General features: G+C 46.8%; 15 protein-coding genes and 18 tRNA genes. 28 read left to right on the forward strand and 5 right to left on the reverse strand.

Going from position 1 to position 17,987, the window contains the following annotated elements; translation table 11 throughout:
• Positions 1-12 precede the first annotated feature (12 nt).
• The 3 genes from prmC to hemA are packed head-to-tail and all read right to left on the reverse strand — an operon-like array spanning position 13 to position 3,248.
• Positions 13-870, reverse strand: coding sequence for a peptide chain release factor N(5)-glutamine methyltransferase (gene prmC, locus ACLIIY_RS11310; protein ID WP_038896211.1), 858 nt, complete (start codon positions 868-870; stop codon positions 13-15).
• Positions 871-873: 3 nt separating this feature from the next.
• Positions 874-1,962 carry a peptide chain release factor 1 gene (gene prfA, locus ACLIIY_RS11315; RefSeq protein ID WP_005438604.1) on the reverse strand — a complete coding sequence of 363 codons (1,089 nt, stop codon included), beginning with the start codon at positions 1,960-1,962 and terminating at the stop codon, positions 874-876.
• A gap of 29 nt (positions 1,963-1,991) precedes the next feature.
• A complete protein-coding gene (gene hemA / locus ACLIIY_RS11320; protein WP_005438602.1) occupies positions 1,992-3,248 on the reverse strand; it encodes a glutamyl-tRNA reductase in 1,257 nt (418 codons plus the stop codon).
• 134 nt (positions 3,249-3,382) lie between these two features.
• Between hemA and lolB the strand changes: the two genes are divergently transcribed.
• The 23 genes from lolB to ACLIIY_RS11435 all read left to right on the forward strand — a co-directional run bounded on the left by lolB (position 3,383) and on the right by ACLIIY_RS11435 (position 10,186).
• Entirely contained in the window at positions 3,383-4,021 is a 639-nt protein-coding gene (lolB, locus tag ACLIIY_RS11325) for a lipoprotein insertase outer membrane protein LolB (protein ID WP_005438601.1), read from the forward strand.
• Positions 4,018-4,890 (forward strand): 4-(cytidine 5'-diphospho)-2-C-methyl-D-erythritol kinase, encoded by an 873-nt coding sequence (ispE, locus tag ACLIIY_RS11330; RefSeq protein ID WP_434527625.1) that lies wholly within the window; start codon positions 4,018-4,020, stop codon positions 4,888-4,890. Before lolB ends, ispE begins: the two co-directional genes overlap by 4 nt.
• A gap of 28 nt (positions 4,891-4,918) precedes the next feature.
• The gene (locus ACLIIY_RS11335) at positions 4,919-5,863 is read left to right on the forward strand and encodes a ribose-phosphate pyrophosphokinase (RefSeq protein WP_010446481.1); all 945 of its coding nucleotides are present in this window, start codon (positions 4,919-4,921) and stop codon (positions 5,861-5,863) included.
• 151 nt (positions 5,864-6,014) lie between these two features.
• Positions 6,015-6,605, forward strand: coding sequence for an aminoacyl-tRNA hydrolase (pth, locus tag ACLIIY_RS11340; RefSeq protein WP_005438598.1), 591 nt, complete (start codon positions 6,015-6,017; stop codon positions 6,603-6,605).
• A 10-nt stretch (positions 6,606-6,615) separates the two neighbouring features.
• Positions 6,616-7,707, forward strand: coding sequence for a redox-regulated ATPase YchF (ychF, locus tag ACLIIY_RS11345; protein ID WP_009705656.1), 1,092 nt, complete (start codon positions 6,616-6,618; stop codon positions 7,705-7,707).
• A gap of 284 nt (positions 7,708-7,991) precedes the next feature.
• Positions 7,992-8,068 (forward strand) — tRNA-Met (locus tag ACLIIY_RS11350).
• Between the two features lie 39 nt (positions 8,069-8,107).
• Positions 8,108-8,192 (forward strand) — tRNA-Leu (locus ACLIIY_RS11355).
• 31 nt (positions 8,193-8,223) lie between these two features.
• A tRNA-Gln gene (locus ACLIIY_RS11360) sits at positions 8,224-8,298 on the forward strand.
• 80 nt (positions 8,299-8,378) lie between these two features.
• A tRNA-Met gene (locus ACLIIY_RS11365) sits at positions 8,379-8,455 on the forward strand.
• 74 nt (positions 8,456-8,529) lie between these two features.
• Positions 8,530-8,614 (forward strand) — tRNA-Leu (locus tag ACLIIY_RS11370).
• A 27-nt stretch (positions 8,615-8,641) separates the two neighbouring features.
• Positions 8,642-8,726, forward strand: a tRNA-Leu gene (locus ACLIIY_RS11375).
• 16 nt (positions 8,727-8,742) lie between these two features.
• Positions 8,743-8,817: transfer RNA gene (locus ACLIIY_RS11380), tRNA-Gln, on the forward strand.
• Between the two features lie 33 nt (positions 8,818-8,850).
• Positions 8,851-8,935, forward strand: a tRNA-Leu gene (locus ACLIIY_RS11385).
• A 30-nt stretch (positions 8,936-8,965) separates the two neighbouring features.
• A tRNA-Gln gene (locus ACLIIY_RS11390) sits at positions 8,966-9,040 on the forward strand.
• Between the two features lie 64 nt (positions 9,041-9,104).
• Positions 9,105-9,189, forward strand: a tRNA-Leu gene (locus ACLIIY_RS11395).
• A gap of 22 nt (positions 9,190-9,211) precedes the next feature.
• A tRNA-Met gene (locus ACLIIY_RS11400) sits at positions 9,212-9,288 on the forward strand.
• A 51-nt stretch (positions 9,289-9,339) separates the two neighbouring features.
• Positions 9,340-9,424, forward strand: a tRNA-Leu gene (locus ACLIIY_RS11405).
• 39 nt (positions 9,425-9,463) lie between these two features.
• A tRNA-Gln gene (locus tag ACLIIY_RS11410) sits at positions 9,464-9,538 on the forward strand.
• Between the two features lie 65 nt (positions 9,539-9,603).
• Positions 9,604-9,688 (forward strand) — tRNA-Leu (locus ACLIIY_RS11415).
• Between the two features lie 22 nt (positions 9,689-9,710).
• Positions 9,711-9,787 (forward strand) — tRNA-Met (locus ACLIIY_RS11420).
• A gap of 53 nt (positions 9,788-9,840) precedes the next feature.
• A tRNA-Leu gene (locus tag ACLIIY_RS11425) sits at positions 9,841-9,925 on the forward strand.
• Positions 9,926-9,972: 47 nt separating this feature from the next.
• Positions 9,973-10,047 (forward strand) — tRNA-Gln (locus tag ACLIIY_RS11430).
• Positions 10,048-10,101: 54 nt separating this feature from the next.
• Positions 10,102-10,186, forward strand: a tRNA-Leu gene (locus tag ACLIIY_RS11435).
• Positions 10,187-10,340: 154 nt separating this feature from the next.
• Here ACLIIY_RS11435 and ACLIIY_RS11440 read toward each other — a convergent pair.
• Positions 10,341-11,516 carry a 2-octaprenyl-3-methyl-6-methoxy-1,4-benzoquinol hydroxylase gene (locus tag ACLIIY_RS11440; RefSeq protein WP_434527626.1) on the reverse strand — a complete coding sequence of 392 codons (1,176 nt, stop codon included), beginning with the start codon at positions 11,514-11,516 and terminating at the stop codon, positions 10,341-10,343.
• Positions 11,517-11,774: 258 nt separating this feature from the next.
• Between ACLIIY_RS11440 and miaB the strand changes: the two genes are divergently transcribed.
• The 5 genes from miaB to lnt all read left to right on the forward strand — a co-directional run bounded on the left by miaB (position 11,775) and on the right by lnt (position 17,401).
• Complete coding sequence (gene miaB / locus ACLIIY_RS11445; RefSeq protein ID WP_005438595.1) at positions 11,775-13,199, forward strand: tRNA (N6-isopentenyl adenosine(37)-C2)-methylthiotransferase MiaB; 1,425 nt, start codon at positions 11,775-11,777, stop codon at positions 13,197-13,199.
• 73 nt (positions 13,200-13,272) lie between these two features.
• Positions 13,273-14,370 carry a PhoH family protein gene (locus ACLIIY_RS11450; protein ID WP_005438593.1) on the forward strand — a complete coding sequence of 366 codons (1,098 nt, stop codon included), beginning with the start codon at positions 13,273-13,275 and terminating at the stop codon, positions 14,368-14,370.
• Between the two features lie 2 nt (positions 14,371-14,372).
• On the forward strand, positions 14,373-14,837 hold the full coding sequence (gene ybeY / locus ACLIIY_RS11455) for an rRNA maturation RNase YbeY (RefSeq protein ID WP_434527627.1): 465 nt from the start codon (positions 14,373-14,375) through the stop codon (positions 14,835-14,837).
• A 106-nt stretch (positions 14,838-14,943) separates the two neighbouring features.
• Entirely contained in the window at positions 14,944-15,843 is a 900-nt protein-coding gene (corC, locus tag ACLIIY_RS11460; RefSeq protein ID WP_005438590.1) for a CNNM family magnesium/cobalt transport protein CorC, read from the forward strand.
• A 37-nt stretch (positions 15,844-15,880) separates the two neighbouring features.
• Positions 15,881-17,401, forward strand: coding sequence for an apolipoprotein N-acyltransferase (lnt, locus tag ACLIIY_RS11465; protein WP_199459378.1), 1,521 nt, complete (start codon positions 15,881-15,883; stop codon positions 17,399-17,401).
• A 59-nt stretch (positions 17,402-17,460) separates the two neighbouring features.
• On the opposite strand, the gene ACLIIY_RS11470 is transcribed toward lnt, so the two are convergent.
• On the reverse strand, positions 17,461-17,931 hold the full coding sequence (locus tag ACLIIY_RS11470) for a zinc ribbon-containing protein (protein ID WP_005438586.1): 471 nt from the start codon (positions 17,929-17,931) through the stop codon (positions 17,461-17,463).
• Positions 17,932-17,987 lie beyond the last annotated feature (56 nt).

Below are 17,987 nucleotides of genomic sequence, written 5' to 3' on the forward strand. Positions count from 1 at the left end.
ACTTGCTCGTTATTATTGCGGTTTGTAACAACCGAGCGTCACTCGATCGTTATCACCATAGTCTTTTTCCGTAACGACTTGTTCAAAACCAAAGTGCGTCATGATCTCACGAACGGCTTCGCCCTGATCATAACCATGTTCGAAAGCGAGCCACCCACCCTCTTGCAAATATTGACGCGCAAGATCAGAGATATGACGAATATCCGCTAGACCATTCTCATCGGCAACCAACGCCGATTTTGGTTCGAAACGCACATCTCCTTGAGAGAGGTGTGGGTCTTTTTCGTCGATGTACGGTGGGTTGGAGACAATTAAAGCAAACTTTGTTCCGCTGGCAATAGGTTCGAACCAACTACCTTGATCAAACGTCACATTTTTGATGTTTAATTGCGACGCATTGTACTCAGCCAGCTCTTTCGCCTCTTGCTTAAGATCGATGCCCATCACTTGGCGATTTGGCATCTCAGACGCTAATGCTAAAGCTATCGCGCCAGTTCCTGTGCCAAGGTCTAAGATCGGTCCCGTTTGTCCGAAAGTCTTATCTAATGCGACTTCAACCAAACGTTCAGTATCTGGTCTTGGGATCAATGTGGATGGCGAGACTTTAAGAGGTAACGACCAAAACTCACGTTCACCAATGATGTAAGCCACCGGCTCACCAGCGATGCGTCGTGCCAATAGTGCATCAAACTGAGCTTGTTGCTCGGTTTCTAATGCTCTTTCTGGCCAGGTCAGTAGGTAGGTTCTTGGTTTGCCAAGGACATGGCAAAGAAGGACAGCTGCATCGAGAGAAGGCGACTCTTTGCCGCCTTCTGTCAGAATTGCCGTCGCACTTTTCAGTGCTTGCTCAATAGATTGAACTTGGCTCATCGATTAGCCGTTCTCAGCTAGCGCCGCTAGTTGGTCTGCTTGGTGCTCTTGAACTACTGGATCGATCAGGCTTTGTAGATCACCTTCCATCACTTCGTTCAAACGGTAGATGGTTAGGTTGATACGGTGATCAGAAACACGACCTTGTGGGTAGTTGTAAGTACGGATGCGGTCACTACGGTCACCAGAACCTAGTAGGTTACGACGTGTGTCAGACACTTCTGCCGCACGACGCTCTTGCTCCGCTTGAACGATACGCGCAGCAAGTACTGCCATCGCTTTCGCTTTGTTCTTATGCTGTGAACGCTCGTCCTGACACTCTACTACTGTACCAGTTGGTAAGTGAGTAATACGGATTGCAGAATCCGTGGTGTTAACGTGCTGACCACCCGCGCCAGATGCACGGAAGGTATCGATTTTCAGGTCTGCAGCTTTGATTTCTGGCAGATCCGCTTCTGGGATTTCCGCCATAACCGCTACGGTACACGCTGAAGTATGAACACGACCTTGAGATTCTGTAGCAGGAACACGTTGTACACGGTGACCGCCTGACTCAAACTTCAATACGCCGTATGCACCGTCGCCGCTCACTTTCGCGATCATCTCTTTGTAACCGCCGTGTTCTGCTTCGTTAGAAGACATCACTTCGATACGCCAGCCACGCTTCTCTGCGTACTTACTGTACATACGGAACAAGTCACCCGCGAAGATGCCTGCTTCATCACCGCCTGCACCAGCACGGATTTCAAGGAAACAGTTACGGTCATCGTTTGGATCTTTTGGAAGAAGAAGAATTTGTAGCTCATCAGTCAGACGCTCGATCGCATCTTTTGCTTCTTTGATTTCTTCCTGCGCCATTTCACGCATTTCTTCGTCGTCTTCGTTAGCCATATCTTCAGCAGCGATGAGATCATCTTGCGCTTGTTGATACGCTTGGAAGCAATTAGTCACTTCTTCTAGCTGAGAGTACTCTTTTGATAGAGCGCGGAATTTATCCTGATTTCCAATTACATCAGGATCACCAAGAAGATGTTGAACTTCTTCGTAACGTTCTACTAGCGTTTCTAGCTTAGTCAGAATAGAGGCTTTCATAGTGTCGTTTTCTTAATAAAAAGCGTGAGTTACAGATCATCCAAACCAAGGGTCTGGCGGATAACCGTTAATTTTGCTGGTTCGCCCTGCTCGGCCGCACTTTGCAGCGCACGAGTTGGAGCGTGAATCAGTTTGTTGGTGAGTTTATTACTAAGCTCGCGCAGTACTTTCTCTGGGTCTGCGCCCGTTGCCAATGATTGTAGGCTCTTACTTAGCAAATCTTCACGAATTTCGTTGGCCGATTTACGATAATCACGAATACTGTCCACCGCTTGGAGTGAACGTAGCCACGTCATAAATGCCGCGCTTTCTTCGCTTACGATCGCTTCTGCTTGAATCGCTTCTACTTTACGTTGTTCAATGTTGCTATCGATGATCGACTGCAAGTCATCCACCGAGTACAAGTAAGCATCATTCAATTCACTGACCTGCGCTTCCACATCACGTGGTACCGCAATATCCACCAAGAGCATCGGCTGGTGACGACGTTTCTTCAACGCAGTCTCAACCATCCCCTTACCAATAATAGGTAGTGGGCTCGCCGTTGAGCTGATCACGATGTCTGCTCTCGGTAAATGGTCCGGAATTTCATTCAAGCTGATCACTTCTGCCCCAAATTGCTCCGCTAACACAAGAGCACGCTCTCGAGTACGGTTAGCAACAATCATCTTAGTACAGCCGTTCGACGCCAAGTGCTTCGCCACCAATTCGATGGTTTCACCTGCGCCAACCAACAGTACTGTTGAGTCAGACAGTGATTCAAAGATGTGTTTCGCCAGTGTACATGCAGCATAAGCCACCGACACGGCGTTACCACCAATATCAGTTTCTGTTCGAACACGTTTTGCGACTGAGAAAGTCTTTTGGAACAACTTATCAATCGACGCATCCACCGCCTGATGATCTCGGGAATCAGAAAACGCTTGTTTTACCTGACCCAAAATCTGAGGCTCACCTAGTACCAGTGAATCAAGGCCGCAAGAAACACGCATCAAGTGCTTAATCGCCGCTTGCTCTTCATGGACATAAAGGCTGGGCATCAAGTCTTCTTGATTAACTTGATGGAACTGGGCTAGCCAGTCGATAAGCTTATTTCGCGCTCCTTGCTTTACGTCGCAGTACACTTCGGTACGGTTACAGGTAGAAACAATCACACTGCCATTTACGGCTTCATGGTCTCTGAGTTGCTCAAGTGCTGGGCCCAATTTATCGGGTCCGAACGCCACTTTCTCTCGCAAGTCAACAGACGCTGTATTGTGATTGATTCCAATAGCAAGCAAGGACATCTAACGTGGTATCTCTGAGATCGGTTATAAAATAGGTTCAGAATTTTACTGTAAGCACGCATTTATTGAAAGGGTAAGCCGGATTTGTTTTCCTTCGCTCGGCTTTTCAATGCTATAGTTGTGAGCGATTACCGATGAAACTGATTAATAAGCCATCAAACATGACCTTACGCTCCTTTCTCATCTTGCTCTTATCGAGCCTAGTACTCGCGGGTTGTAGTTCTGTTCCTGAAAGTGTCACCAGCGTAGAGTGGCAAGCGCACGAACAGCGACTGGAAACCATTGATAACTTTCAAGCTACAGGCAAACTTGGCTACATTGGCCCTGATCAAAGACAAAGCCTGAACTTTTTCTGGAAGCACTCTTCCGCCTTAAGCCAATTGCGCTTAACCACTCTGCTTGGTCAAACCGCATTAAAGCTCACGATTACCCCGCAAGGCGCGACGGTCGAAACGTACGATGATCAAGTACTCTCTGCTCGTGATGCTAACCAACTCATTTTCCGTTTGACCGGTTTGATGATGCCAGTCGACCACATGCCAGACTGGCTACTCGGCTTGCCAACCGATGCAGACTCTTTCCAGCTTTCACCAACCAATACATTGCAAGCCCTCGATAAACAGATCGGCCCGAATGATTGGAACATCGCGTATCAACGCTATGGTGACATTGAATGGCATCAACAGACATTGCCTCTACCAAGCAAGTTAAAGCTGAGCACAGCAGACGTAAAAATTAATTTAGTGATCACAAAATGGAACATCACCCAATGATCGATATTTCAACCCGCTGGCCATCTCCGGCGAAATTGAATCTCTTTCTTTATATCAATGACCGCACTGAAAACGGCTACCACGAGCTACAAACACTATTCCAATTCGTCGATCACGGCGATGAACTCACTATTCAAGCGAACGACTCTGGTGAGATCACCATTTCACCAGAGATTGAAGGTGTCCCTCTAAAAGACAACTTGATCTGGAAAGCTGCCACGGCTTTGCAACACTACGCAAATTGCTCATACGGCGCCCATATTGATCTTCATAAGATCTTACCGATGGGCGGTGGCATTGGTGGCGGTTCTTCAAATGCGGCAACAGCGCTGGTTGCACTGAACTACCTATGGCAAACCCACTTAAGTGATGATGAATTAGCCGAAATCGGCCTTGCGCTTGGTGCTGATGTACCCGTTTTTGTTCGCGGCTTTGCTGCGTTTGCGGAAGGTGTTGGCGAGAAACTTTCTCCGGCTCATCCAGATGAGAAATGGTATTTGGTTGTTCGCCCAAATGTTTCCATTGCAACCGCCGACATATTCGGTCATCCAGATCTGACCCGAAATACGCCAAAACGCGATTTAGAAACGCTTTTAAACGCGCCAAGCGTAAACGATTGCGAAAAAATTGTACGAATGCTCTACCCAGAGGTTGATAAGCAACTTTCATGGCTGCTACAATACGCGCCGTCAAGATTGACGGGGACAGGATCTTGCGTTTTTGCTGAATTTTCGAGCAAAACCGAAGCGGAAACTATCCTTGCACAACTCTCTGATAAAGTCTCGGCATTTGTCGCTCAAGGGCGCAATATTTCGCCACTGAAAGAGACTTTGGCTGAATACCAATCAGCCTCACACCGACCTATTTAAAACTGGACGCAAACCCGAGGTTTCCACCGTGCCTGATATGAAGCTATTTGCTGGTAACGCAACACCTGAACTAGCCCAACGTATTGCTGATCGTCTTTACATCTCTCTAGGTGATGCATCTGTTTCTCGCTTTTCTGATGGCGAAGTTGCAGTTCAAATCAACGAGAATGTTCGTGGTAGCGATGTTTTTATCATTCAATCCACTTGTGCACCGACTAACGACAACCTAATGGAACTGGTTGTTATGATTGATGCAATGCGCCGTGCTTCAGCAGGCCGTATCACTGCAGTTATTCCTTACTTCGGCTACGCTCGCCAAGATCGTCGTGTACGTTCTTCTCGTGTGCCAATTACTGCAAAAGTTGTTGCTGATTTCCTATCTAACGTTGGTGTTGACCGCGTTCTGACTATCGACCTACACGCAGAGCAAATCCAAGGCTTCTTCGATGTACCAGTTGATAACATCTTCGGTACGCCAGTACTTCTAGAAGACATGCAATCTCGTGGTCTAGAAAACCCAGTAGTGGTTTCTCCTGACCTAGGTGGCGTTGTTCGTGCTCGTGCAACAGCAAAAGCGCTAGGCGATATCGACATCGCTATCGTTGACAAGCGTCGTCCACGTGCAAACGTTTCTGAAGTAATGAACCTAATCGGTGACGTTGAAGGTCGTGACTGTGTGATCGTTGATGACATGATCGATACAGGTGGCACACTATGTAAAGCAGCTGAAGCGCTAAAAGAGCGCGGTGCTAAGCGTGTATTCGCTTACGCAACTCACGCTGTTTTCTCTGGTAACGCTGCAGACAACATCAAGAACTCAGTTCTTGACCAAGTTATCGTAACTGACTCTATCTCTCTATCTAAAGAGATGGCTGCAACTGGCAAAGTGACCACACTAAGCCTATCTCGCATGCTAGCTGAAGCGATTCGTCGTATCAGCAACGAAGAGTCAATCTCTGCAATGTTCAACTAATACGAACATTTCAGTTAGACTGATTTAAAAAGCACCCCTCTTTGGGGTGTTTTTTTATTTGTATCGATAGGCAGAAAATCCCTTGGTCGCCCACTGTGAGAATTCTGTGCTATCATACTGCGCTTTTTGAGATTCCAGAGAGATCCTAACCTTGACTCAACCAATCAAACTTCTTGTTGGTCTTGCTAATCCGGGACCAGAATACGCCAAAACTCGCCACAATGCGGGCGCTTGGGTTGTAGAAGAATTAGCTCGCGTTCACAACGTTACCCTGAAGAACGAACCAAAGTTCTTTGGCCTAACAGGACGCATTATGGTCAATGGCCAGGATCTCCGTTTGCTAATCCCAACCACCTTCATGAATCTATCTGGCAAGGCGATCGCAGCACTCGCGAAGTTTTACCAAATTAAGCCAGAAGAGATCATGGTTGCTCATGACGAGCTAGACTTACCGCCAGGTGTCGCTAAGTTTAAGAAAGGTGGCGGTCACGGTGGCCATAATGGTCTGCGTGACACGATTAGCAAACTGGGCAATAACAAAGATTTTTATCGTCTTCGTATCGGCATCGGCCATCCGGGACACAAAGATAAAGTGGCAGGTTTTGTACTAGGCAAAGCTCCAGCAAAAGAGCAAGAGCTACTAGACGCCGCAGCTGACGAATCAGTGCGCTGTCTAGATATCCTAATTAAGGATGGTCTATCAAAAGCACAAAATCGCCTCCACACGTTCAAAGCTGAATAAGGTTACTATCATGGGTTTTAAATGTGGCATCGTTGGTCTTCCTAACGTTGGTAAATCAACTCTGTTTAACGCACTAACTAAAGCGGGTATTGAAGCAGCAAACTTCCCGTTCTGTACCATTGAACCAAACACTGGTGTGGTTCCTGTGCCAGATCTACGTCTAGATGCTCTAGCAAAGATCGTTAACCCACAGAAAGTTCTGCCTACTACAATGGAATTCGTAGACATCGCTGGTCTAGTTGCAGGTGCATCTCGCGGTGAAGGTCTAGGTAACAAATTCCTAGCGAACATCCGTGAAACTGACGCAATCGGCCACGTTGTACGTTGTTTCGAAAACGACAACATCGTTCACGTTGCAGGTAAAGTATCTCCAATCGAAGATATTGAAGTTATCAACCTTGAGCTAGCAATGGCTGACCTTGATTCTTGTGAGCGCGCGATTCAGCGTAACGCTAAGAAAGCAAAAGGCGGCGATAAAGACGCAAAATTCGAACTGACGGTTCTAGAAAAACTGCTTCCTATCCTAACGGAAGGTGGCATGGCGCGTACTGTTGAGCTTACGAAAGAAGAACTAGCAGCAATTGGCTACCTAAACTTCCTGACGCTAAAACCAACTATGTACATCGCTAACGTGAACGAAGATGGTTTTGAAGACAACGCATACCTAGACGCAGTACGTGAGTTTGCAGCAAAAGAAAACAACGTTGTTGTTCCTGTATGTGCAGCGATCGAATCAGAGATGGCTGAACTAGAAGACGACGAGCGTGAAGAGTTCCTAGCTGACCTTGGTATCGAAGAACCAGGTCTAAACCGTGTTATCCGCGCGGGTTACGAACTGCTAAACCTACAAACTTACTTCACAGCTGGCGTGAAAGAAGTTCGCGCATGGACAATCCCTGTTGGTGCAACTGCGCCAAAAGCAGCAGCGAAGATCCACACTGACTTTGAAAAAGGCTTCATCCGTGCAGAAGTTGTTGGTTACGACGATTTCATCCAATGCAACGGTGAAAGCGGTGCGAAAGATGCAGGTAAATGGCGTCTAGAAGGTAAAGAATACATCGTTAAAGATGGCGATGTTGTACACTTCCGCTTCAACGTATAATTAAGTGAATGAATTTTAAACACTTCATTTACATAAAAAGCCAGCCGTAGTGCTGGCTTTTTTTATACCTTTCATAAACAACAGAAAATAAACTCCCTCACTCCAAGCCAATTTATTTCCAGTTTTAGATCATAAACGCGCCTCTTTGTTTAAAAAGGAAGCGAACGATGGATTTTGCGGGATTTATTGAAAAAAACTGTTGACGGATCTCACTCAACTTCGCATAATGCGCGCCGTTCCCGACAACAAGGCAACTTAGCGACGAGAACGAAAAATATGGTATTGGCTACGTAGCTCAGCTGGTTAGAGCACATCACTCATAATGATGGGGTCACAGGTTCGAATCCCGTCGTAGCCACCATTCCTAAACATTCTTTTATCAGAATAGTTAGGAATAGATGCGGTCGTGGCGGAATTGGTAGACGCACCAGATTTAGGTTCTGGCGCCGCAAGGTGTGAGAGTTCAAGTCTCTCCGACCGCACCATGTTTTAAGTAGTAGAAATACTACTGCCTGCAGGTCTATCGCCAAGCGGTAAGGCAGCGGCTTTTGATGCCGCCATTCCCTGGTTCGAATCCAGGTAGACCTGCCATTATTCCAAAGTGAGATTCCTTTAAGAAAAAGGGTTGTCACTTAGAGCGTGAAGGTTTATATTGTCTCGCTCAAAAAGATGGCTACGTAGCTCAGCTGGTTAGAGCACATCACTCATAATGATGGGGTCACAGGTTCGAATCCCGTCGTAGCCACCATTCTTTCTTTAATGAAAGAAAAAATTCAACGATTAGTTTTTACCAATTAACTAATGGTTAATAGATTTCAAGATGCGGTCGTGGCGGAATTGGTAGACGCACCAGATTTAGGTTCTGGCGCCGCAAGGTGTGAGAGTTCAAGTCTCTCCGACCGCACCATCTTGAATCGAAACTAAATAAATATATGCGGTCGTGGCGGAATTGGTAGACGCACCAGATTTAGGTTCTGGCGCCGCAAGGTGTGAGAGTTCAAGTCTCTCCGACCGCACCATATATTTATTGCCTGCAGGTCTATCGCCAAGCGGTAAGGCAGCGGCTTTTGATGCCGCCATTCCCTGGTTCGAATCCAGGTAGACCTGCCACTATTTTAATTATTGAGTTTACTCAGTAGTTATGCGGTCGTGGCGGAATTGGTAGACGCACCAGATTTAGGTTCTGGCGCCGCAAGGTGTGAGAGTTCAAGTCTCTCCGACCGCACCATGATTAAAGTCTCTTTTATTAGAGCAATGTAGGGCTATCGCCAAGCGGTAAGGCAGCGGCTTTTGATGCCGCCATTCCCTGGTTCGAATCCAGGTAGCCCTGCCATATTTTCCCTTTAAAGGGACGTTATTGAGGTTTTACCAATTCTCTCGATAACAACAATTAAGACGCGGTCGTGGCGGAATTGGTAGACGCACCAGATTTAGGTTCTGGCGCCGCAAGGTGTGAGAGTTCAAGTCTCTCCGACCGCACCATCTTAATTAAAAACATATTGTTGGCTACGTAGCTCAGCTGGTTAGAGCACATCACTCATAATGATGGGGTCACAGGTTCGAATCCCGTCGTAGCCACCATTTATTTTATTGTCTAGGTTTTACCAACTTCCTAGATGATTTAGAAAAGTCGCGGTCGTGGCGGAATTGGTAGACGCACCAGATTTAGGTTCTGGCGCCGCAAGGTGTGAGAGTTCAAGTCTCTCCGACCGCACCATACTTTTCTAATTTGATATGTCTTTTGACTATCGCCCGTAGGTCTATCGCCAAGCGGTAAGGCAGCGGCTTTTGATGCCGCCATTCCCTGGTTCGAATCCAGGTAGACCTGCCATTATTCTCCCTTTAAAGGGACGTTATTGAGGTTTTACCAATTCTCTCGATAACAACAATTAAGATGCGGTCGTGGCGGAATTGGTAGACGCACCAGATTTAGGTTCTGGCGCCGCGAGGTGTGAGAGTTCAAGTCTCTCCGACCGCACCATCTTAATTAAAAACATATTGTTGGCTACGTAGCTCAGCTGGTTAGAGCACATCACTCATAATGATGGGGTCACAGGTTCGAATCCCGTCGTAGCCACCATTTATTCCGATAAATAGTTTATACTTAAGACTATTGATCAGAAGCGTTAAAGCGCGGTCGTGGCGGAATTGGTAGACGCACCAGATTTAGGTTCTGGCGCCGCAAGGTGTGAGAGTTCAAGTCTCTCCGACCGCACCATAACTTTCCTTAAATGGAAAGCACTTAGCTGAAAGACTAAGACCTGTAGGGCTATCGCCAAGCGGTAAGGCAGCGGCTTTTGATGCCGCCATTCCCTGGTTCGAATCCAGGTAGCCCTGCCATTACAAAACGTTGTTAAGGTTATACCAATCACCTTAGTAACTAAAAAACACGATGCGGTCGTGGCGGAATTGGTAGACGCACCAGATTTAGGTTCTGGCGCCGCAAGGTGTGAGAGTTCAAGTCTCTCCGACCGCACCATGATTGAAAAACCCAGCATTAATTTGCTGGGTTTTTTCTTTTTTCCGATTCTGGACTCGATAGATCTCTGATTTATCGAATTAAAAAAGCGAGCTCATGGCTCGCTTTTTTTCTATCTATTGCTTTTCTACCTGACGCTTAGCGGTATCCAGACTTACATACCCAATGCGTACTTCAATACTTGTGCTTTAATCGGCCCTGAATTTTCCGCCAACTTTAATGCCGCATTACGAGCGAACTTCAGTGGCCCTAAATCATTACTAAAGCCTTTGTAGAACACATCCATGCCCGTTTGCATTAGCAAGTTATCTGGTCGACGCATGCGCTCATACTTGGCGAGTAATGAATCATTAAGTTGCTCTTGCTGATCCGTTACTGAAAGCAGGACATCAACATCCTTGAAGCCAAGATTCACGCCTTGCCCAGCAAGTGGGTTAATTGTATGAGCAGAATCGCCCACTAACACGCAATGCTTGTTTGAATAACTTTGAGCATGACGGCGAGTCAATGGGAATGAGCCAAACTGTAAAACGTCGATATCACCCAATTCAGCAGGGAAATGACGTAGGATCTCTTCTTTTAGCTGAGGTTTGGTCATCGCGCACAATTGCTTAATGCGTTTTGGCGAGTCATACCACACCAACGAACCCTGCCCTACTTCTTTGCCATCTTCAGTTAATGAGCATAGTGGCAAGAACGAGCGTGGGCCTGACGGAGTAAATTGCTGCCAAGTGATGTCTTGTTGAGGAAGTTCGGTTTTCACGTTGATCAGCATGCAATGTTGACGGTAATCCCATGCGGTTACGCCAATACCCGCCAATTGACGAACTTTTGAGTTCGCGCCATCGGCACCAATCACCCAACTCGCTTCAAACTGCTCGCCGCTTTCTAGCGTTACACGATTTACCTCGGCAAATTCGATGTCTTTCAATCGCTCTGGGCACATCACCGTTAAGTTGTCGTATTGTGCGAAAGTTTGCCAAAGGCCTAGTTGGATTAGGCGGTTTTCAACAATGTATCCTAACTGCTCTAGTGAAAGCTCATCAGAGTGAAAACGAGTACGGCACTCTGGATGTTCCCACGTTTCCAAGCGGCGATAAGGACACACTCGCATGCTCTCAATTGCTGACCATGCACCTAATGAATCAAGTAGCTTCACTGACTGATGAGAAATCGCAGAAACGCGAATATCCAACGCTTGAGAAGCCTCAAACGCCTTTGGCTCTGCGCCTTCTACCACTACAACACTTCTGCCTTGCTTGGCAAAGCCAACAGCCACCGCTGCCCCGACCATGCCGCCACCGATTACGGCGATGTCATACTTGTTCATTTTTTGCTCTTCATCATATTGATTAATTGGCGTTTTTTAATTGTACGTTCCGTGGCTATTTTTACAAAATTGTTTAACAAAAAACCTTGCTGTATATAGGGCAAAAAACTAGATTTCATCAGGGTTTGCAGAGAATTTGTCAGATCACTAGTCAGGTGCTTTTTAAAGCAGTACAATACGCCGCTTACCGCCGAGATGGCGGCTATAATTTGAGCAATAGCTCTCCGATTTAAGAACAACTGAACGAGCGAAAGTGAGATGAGTAAGAAACTGCTAATTAAAACCTGGGGCTGCCAGATGAACGAATACGATTCATCAAAAATGGCCGACCTGCTTAATGCTGCAAACGGCTATGAGCTGACCGAAGAGCCAGAGGAAGCAGACGTACTTCTACTTAACACCTGTTCGATCCGTGAAAAAGCGCAAGAGAAAGTTTTCCACCAGCTTGGCCGTTGGAAGACACTAAAAGATAAAAAGCCTGGCGTAGTTATCGGCGTAGGTGGTTGTGTAGCAACTCAAGAAGGTGACCACATCCGTCAGCGTGCTCCATACGTTGATGTAATTTTTGGTCCACAAACTCTTCACCGTCTTCCTGAGATGATCAAACAATCTCAATCGGATGAAGCACCAGTAATGGACATTTCATTCCCAGAAATCGAAAAGTTCGACCGTCTACCTGAACCTCGTGCTGAAGGTGCAACGGCATTCGTTTCTATTATGGAAGGCTGTTCTAAGTACTGTACTTACTGTGTAGTACCGTACACTCGTGGTGAAGAAGTAAGCCGTCCAATGGATGACGTACTGTTCGAAATCGCACAGCTAGCAGATCAAGGCGTACGTGAAGTAAACCTACTAGGTCAAAACGTAAACGCGTACCGTGGTCCTATGCACGACGGTGAAATCTGTTCATTTGCAGAACTGCTTCGTTTGGTTGCGTCTATCGATGGTATTGATCGTATCCGCTTTACAACAAGCCACCCATTAGAGTTTACTGATGACATCATCGCAGTATACGAAGACACACCTGAGCTAGTGAGCTTCCTTCACCTACCAGTACAAAGCGGTAGTGATCGAGTGCTAACTATGATGAAACGTCCTCACACTGGGATTGAGTACAAGTCGATCATCCGTAAACTGCGTAAAGCACGTCCTGATATTCAAATCAGTTCTGACTTTATCGTTGGTTTCCCTGGTGAAACAGACAAAGATTTCCAAGACACAATGAAGCTAATCAAAGACGTAGACTTTGACATGAGCTTCAGCTTCATCTTCTCTCCACGTCCAGGTACGCCAGCGGCAGATTACCCTTGTGACCTATCAGAGCAAGTGAAGAAAGAGCGTCTATACGAGCTACAACAAACCGTAAACGCACAAGCAATGCGCTACTCTCGCCTAATGCTAGGCACTGAGCAACGTGTTCTGGTTGAAGGTCCTTCTAAGAAGAACCTAATGGAGCTTCGTGCTCGTACAGAAAACAACCGTGTAGTAAACTTTGAAGGTAGCGCAGACCTAATCGGTCAGTTCGTTGACGTGAAGATTACGGATGTATTTGCTAACTCACTACGTGGTGAGCTAGTACGTACAGAAAAAGACATGGACCTTCGTAGCGTGATTTCACCAACGCAAATGATGGCGAAAACGCGTCGCGAAGATGAGCTAGGTGTAGCTACTTTTACGCCATAAGCTCGTACAAATAGCCATTGAGAGCCTGGTCGTTATCAGGCTCTCGTTAAATGGCATAAAATGAGAGGCAACATTGAGCAATAAAATCGTAACGCTAGAAATCAATCTAGAACCTTCAGACAACCGCCGACTAGCAAGCCTGTGCGGTCCATTCGATGACAACATCAAGCATTTAGAACGTCGTCTAGGCGTTGAAATTAACCACCGTAGCGACCTTTTCACCATTGTCGGTAAACCTCATACCGCAGCAGCTGCGCTGGATATTCTGAAAACCCTTTATGTAGACACCGCTCCTGTCCGCGGCGAAACGCCTGATATCGAACCAGAGCAGATCCATCTGGCGATCAAAGAATCAGGTGTGCTGGAGCAAAATACCGAGTCGAACATCGAACACGGTAAAGAAGTCTTCGTAAAAACCAAGAAAGGCGTGATCAAGCCTCGTACACCAAATCAGGGTCAATACCTGATGAACATGGTGACGCACGATATTACTTTCGGTATCGGTCCTGCAGGTACAGGTAAAACTTACCTAGCGGTTGCAGCAGCCGTTGACGCACTAGAGCGCCAAGAGATCCGTCGTATTCTACTTACTCGTCCTGCGGTTGAAGCGGGTGAGAAACTGGGCTTCCTACCTGGTGATTTGAGCCAGAAAGTCGACCCTTACCTACGTCCTCTGTACGATGCCCTATTTGAAATGCTGGGCTTTGAGCGCGTAGAAAAGCTGATTGAACGTAACGTGATTGAGGTAGCACCTCTTGCTTACATGCGTGGTCGTACTCTAAACGACGCCTTCATCATTCTTGATGAGAGCCAAAACACCACCGTCGAGCAGATGAAGATGTTCCTAACGCGTATCGGCTTCAACTCTCGCGCAGTTATCACCGGTGACGTCACTCAGATTGACTTGCCTCGTGGTGCAAAATCGGGTCTTCGTCATGCAATTGAAGTACTGAGCGAAGTTGACGACATCAGCTTTAACTTCTTCCAAGCTGACGACGTAGTGCGCCACCCAGTGGTTGCTCGTATCGTTAACGCTTATGAGAAGTGGGAAGCGCAAGACCAGAAAGAACGTAAAGAGTTTGAAAAACGCCGTCGTGAAGAACGTGATGCCAAACTGCTAGAAGCAGCCAAAGCAGAACTGAGCGCACAAGTCGCGGCAACTAAGGAATAACCATGGCAATTGAACTTGATTTGCAACTGGCAGTCGAAAATGAAGAAGGCTTACCTTCTGAGCAAGATTTCCAATTGTGGCTAGATAAGACCATTCCTCTTTTCCAACCACAAGCGGAACTGACGATTCGTATTGTCGACGAGCAAGAAAGTCACGAGCTAAACCACGAATACCGTGGTAAAGATAAGCCGACCAATGTGCTGTCTTTCCCATTCGAAGTACCACCAGGTATGGAGATGGATCTACTGGGCGATTTGATTATCTGTCGCCAAGTTGTTGAAAAAGAGGCAGTAGAGCAGAACAAGCCTCTACTAGCACATTGGGCGCATATGGTTGTACATGGCAGCTTGCATCTGCTAGGTTATGACCATATCGAGGATGATGAAGCTGAAGAGATGGAATCCCTCGAGACAGAAATCATGCAAGGTATGGGTTACGAAGACCCGTATGTTGCTGAAAAAGAGTAACTTTAGTTGCTCGACAGGGAAAGGCGACCCACCCAGATAACCATCTCGTGCTCGTCTTTCTATGTGAGCTATCACACATCTGATAGCGTTACTTAATTGAGAAACAATGAACGAAGATAATTCTCCCTCTTCTAATGAAGGCAAGAAAGAAAAGGCAGAAGGTCCGAGTAGAAAGTCCTTCTTTGAACGTCTAGGTCAACTATTTCAAGGCGAACCAAAAGACCGCCAAGAGCTTGTAGATGTAATCCGCGACTCTGAAATTAATGACCTGATTGACCACGACACCCGCGACATGCTTGAAGGTGTTATGGAAATCTCCGAAATGCGCGTGCGTGACATCATGATCCCGCGTTCGCAAATGGTTACCGTTGAGCGCACAGACGATCTTGATACTTTGATCGCGCTAATTACTGATGCTCAACACTCTCGCTACCCTGTGATCAGCGAAGATAAAGACCATGTGGAAGGCATTCTACTAGCGAAGGACTTACTCAAATACTTGGGCTCAGGCAGTAACCCATTTGATATCGAAGAAGTAATTCGACAAGCAGTGGTTGTACCGGAAAGTAAACGTGTCGACCGTCTGTTAAAAGAGTTCCGTGAAGAACGTTATCACATGGCGATTGTTGTCGATGAATTCGGTGGCGTTTCTGGTCTCGTGACTATCGAAGATATCCTTGAAGAAATCGTAGGGGATATTGAAGATGAGTTCGATGACGATGAAGAAACCGATATCCGTAAGCTAAGCAAACACACGTTTGCTGTCAGAGCTCTGACAACCATTGAAGAGTTTAATGAGACATTCGGTACCAACTTCAGCGATGAAGAAGTGGATACCGTTGGCGGCATGGTAATGACTGCTTTTGGTCACCTACCATCGCGTGGCGAAGTCGTAGAAATTGATGCGTACAGCTTCAAAGTAACGGCTGCCGACAACCGTCGTGTCATTCAACTACAAGTGACGATTCCAGACGAAGAAACGCTGGTTGAAGCCACTCAAGAGTAACGCGATACCCTAACAACGGGAATATCAGAAAAATATAATGATGAATGTACTCTTTCATCGCCTCAAGCGGCCCTTAGTGGCCGCTTTTGTTGGCGCCTCCACTACCCTAGCATTTGCCCCTTACCAGTTATGGCCAATCGCCATACTCAGCCCTGCAATCCTACTAATTCTTCTTGCAAACCAGTCACCTAAGCGTGCACTTTGGATCGGTTATGCATGGGGTTTAGGACAGTTCGCCACGGGTGTAAGTTGGGTTTACGTCAGCATTGCTGGCTTTGGCGGTATGCCGCTGATTGCAAACGTCTTCCTAATGGGCCTACTGATCGCTTACCTGTCGGTTTACACCGGCCTGTTTGCTTGGCTCAGCAATAAGTTCTTCCCTGAATTCACGATAAGCAAAGCCCTTCTAGCAGCTCCAGCGTTATGGCTAGTTACTGATTGGCTGCGTGGCTGGGTGATGACAGGATTCCCTTGGCTATGGCTTGGCTACAGCCAAATCGACGCGCCTTTCGCAAGCTTCGCCCCTATCGGTGGTGTAGAGCTTCTAACGCTATTCATTATGATCAGCGCCGGTGCGCTCGCTTACGCTTGGGTTCACAAACAGTGGTTAATGATCGTCATCCCTGCGGTGCTATTAAGTGCAGGCTTTGGTATTCGCCAATACGACTGGGTAACACCTCGTATTGAAGACACCACCAAAGTGGCGCTGATTCAAGGTAACGTTGACCAAAATCTAAAATGGTTACCGAGCCAACGTTGGCCAACCATCATGAAGTACGCAGACCTAACTCGTGAAAACTGGGATGCGGACATCATTGTCTGGCCAGAGGCTGCCATTCCTGCGTTTGAAATCGAAGTACCATCTTTCCTAAGAAACATTGATGCCGCCGCGAAGATGAACAACAGCGCCATCATTACCGGTGTCGTGAACCAAGGTGAAGACGGCCAGTTCTACAACAGCATTCTATCGCTGGGTGTGAATCCATACGGCGACTACAGCTTTGATATGGATAAGCGCTACCACAAACACCACCTATTACCATTTGGTGAGTTTGTTCCGTTTGAAGATGTACTGCGTCCACTAGCACCATTCTTCAACTTACCGATGTCATCGTTCAGCCGTGGCGACTTTGTTCAGCCAAATATCGTGGCGAACGGTAAGCATATGGACCCAGCACTGTGCTACGAGATCATCTTCAGCGAACAAGTACGCCAAAACGTCACTGACGATACAGATTTCATCCTAACGCTGTCTAACGACGCGTGGTTTGGTCATTCGATTGGTCCATTGCAACACATGGAAATCGCGCGTATGCGTGCCCTTGAGCTTGGTAAGCCACTTATTCGCTCTACCAACAATGGCGTAACCGCAGTAACAGACCACAAAGGCAAGGTGATTGAACAGATCCCTCAGTTTGAAACCGCTGTGCTTCGTGCAGAACTTGTTCCAACTGATGGACAAACACCATACCGTGTTGTCGGCACTTGGCCGCTGTACATTTGGTCGGCGCTGAGTTTGCTGCTTGCTTGGTGGTTACCAAGAAAGAAAAAGTCATAAACGCAAAAAAGAGGCTCTAGGGCCTCTTTTTTTATTCTTTGTTCTTTCGACTACAAATGTTATGGCTTGAGTGACTGACGACTAAATCCTGTGTGATTGCACTTGATACATGGAATGATCACGGTTGGGTGATTGTATGTCGTCTTATGACCACACTCGTCACAAACTAAAGTACCGAGACCAATCACCTCGCCCGCTTCATAAAGCCCTTGATGTTCCAAATCATCAAATAGCTCGACCCATTCCACTTTGGTTCGATCGGTAATATCGAGCAGACCTTGCCAAATTGAATCAGCAATCGTGAGATAGAAAGGCCCACTCTTACCTTCTTCATAGTTGTCGGAAAACTCTTTTAAATCGGCTTTTACATAAGCGGATATCAGTGAGAGTTCGTCTTTGGTCATGTCGTTGGCAGCATCCACCACTTTGCCCGACGTTTCGAATACTTTGTTAACTTCATCCGGACTATGCTTCAAGGTTTCAATCACATCCTCGAGCATTTCCTCATAACCTGCTTTACGTTTAGGCATAACTGACCTCCATCTTTCCACTACCAAGCGTCACTTCAAGGCGCATGGGTATAGAT

This window comes from Vibrio sp. K4, assembly GCF_051122595.1.
In the GTDB taxonomy this organism is placed as follows: domain Bacteria; phylum Pseudomonadota; class Gammaproteobacteria; order Enterobacterales; family Vibrionaceae; genus Vibrio; species Vibrio owensii.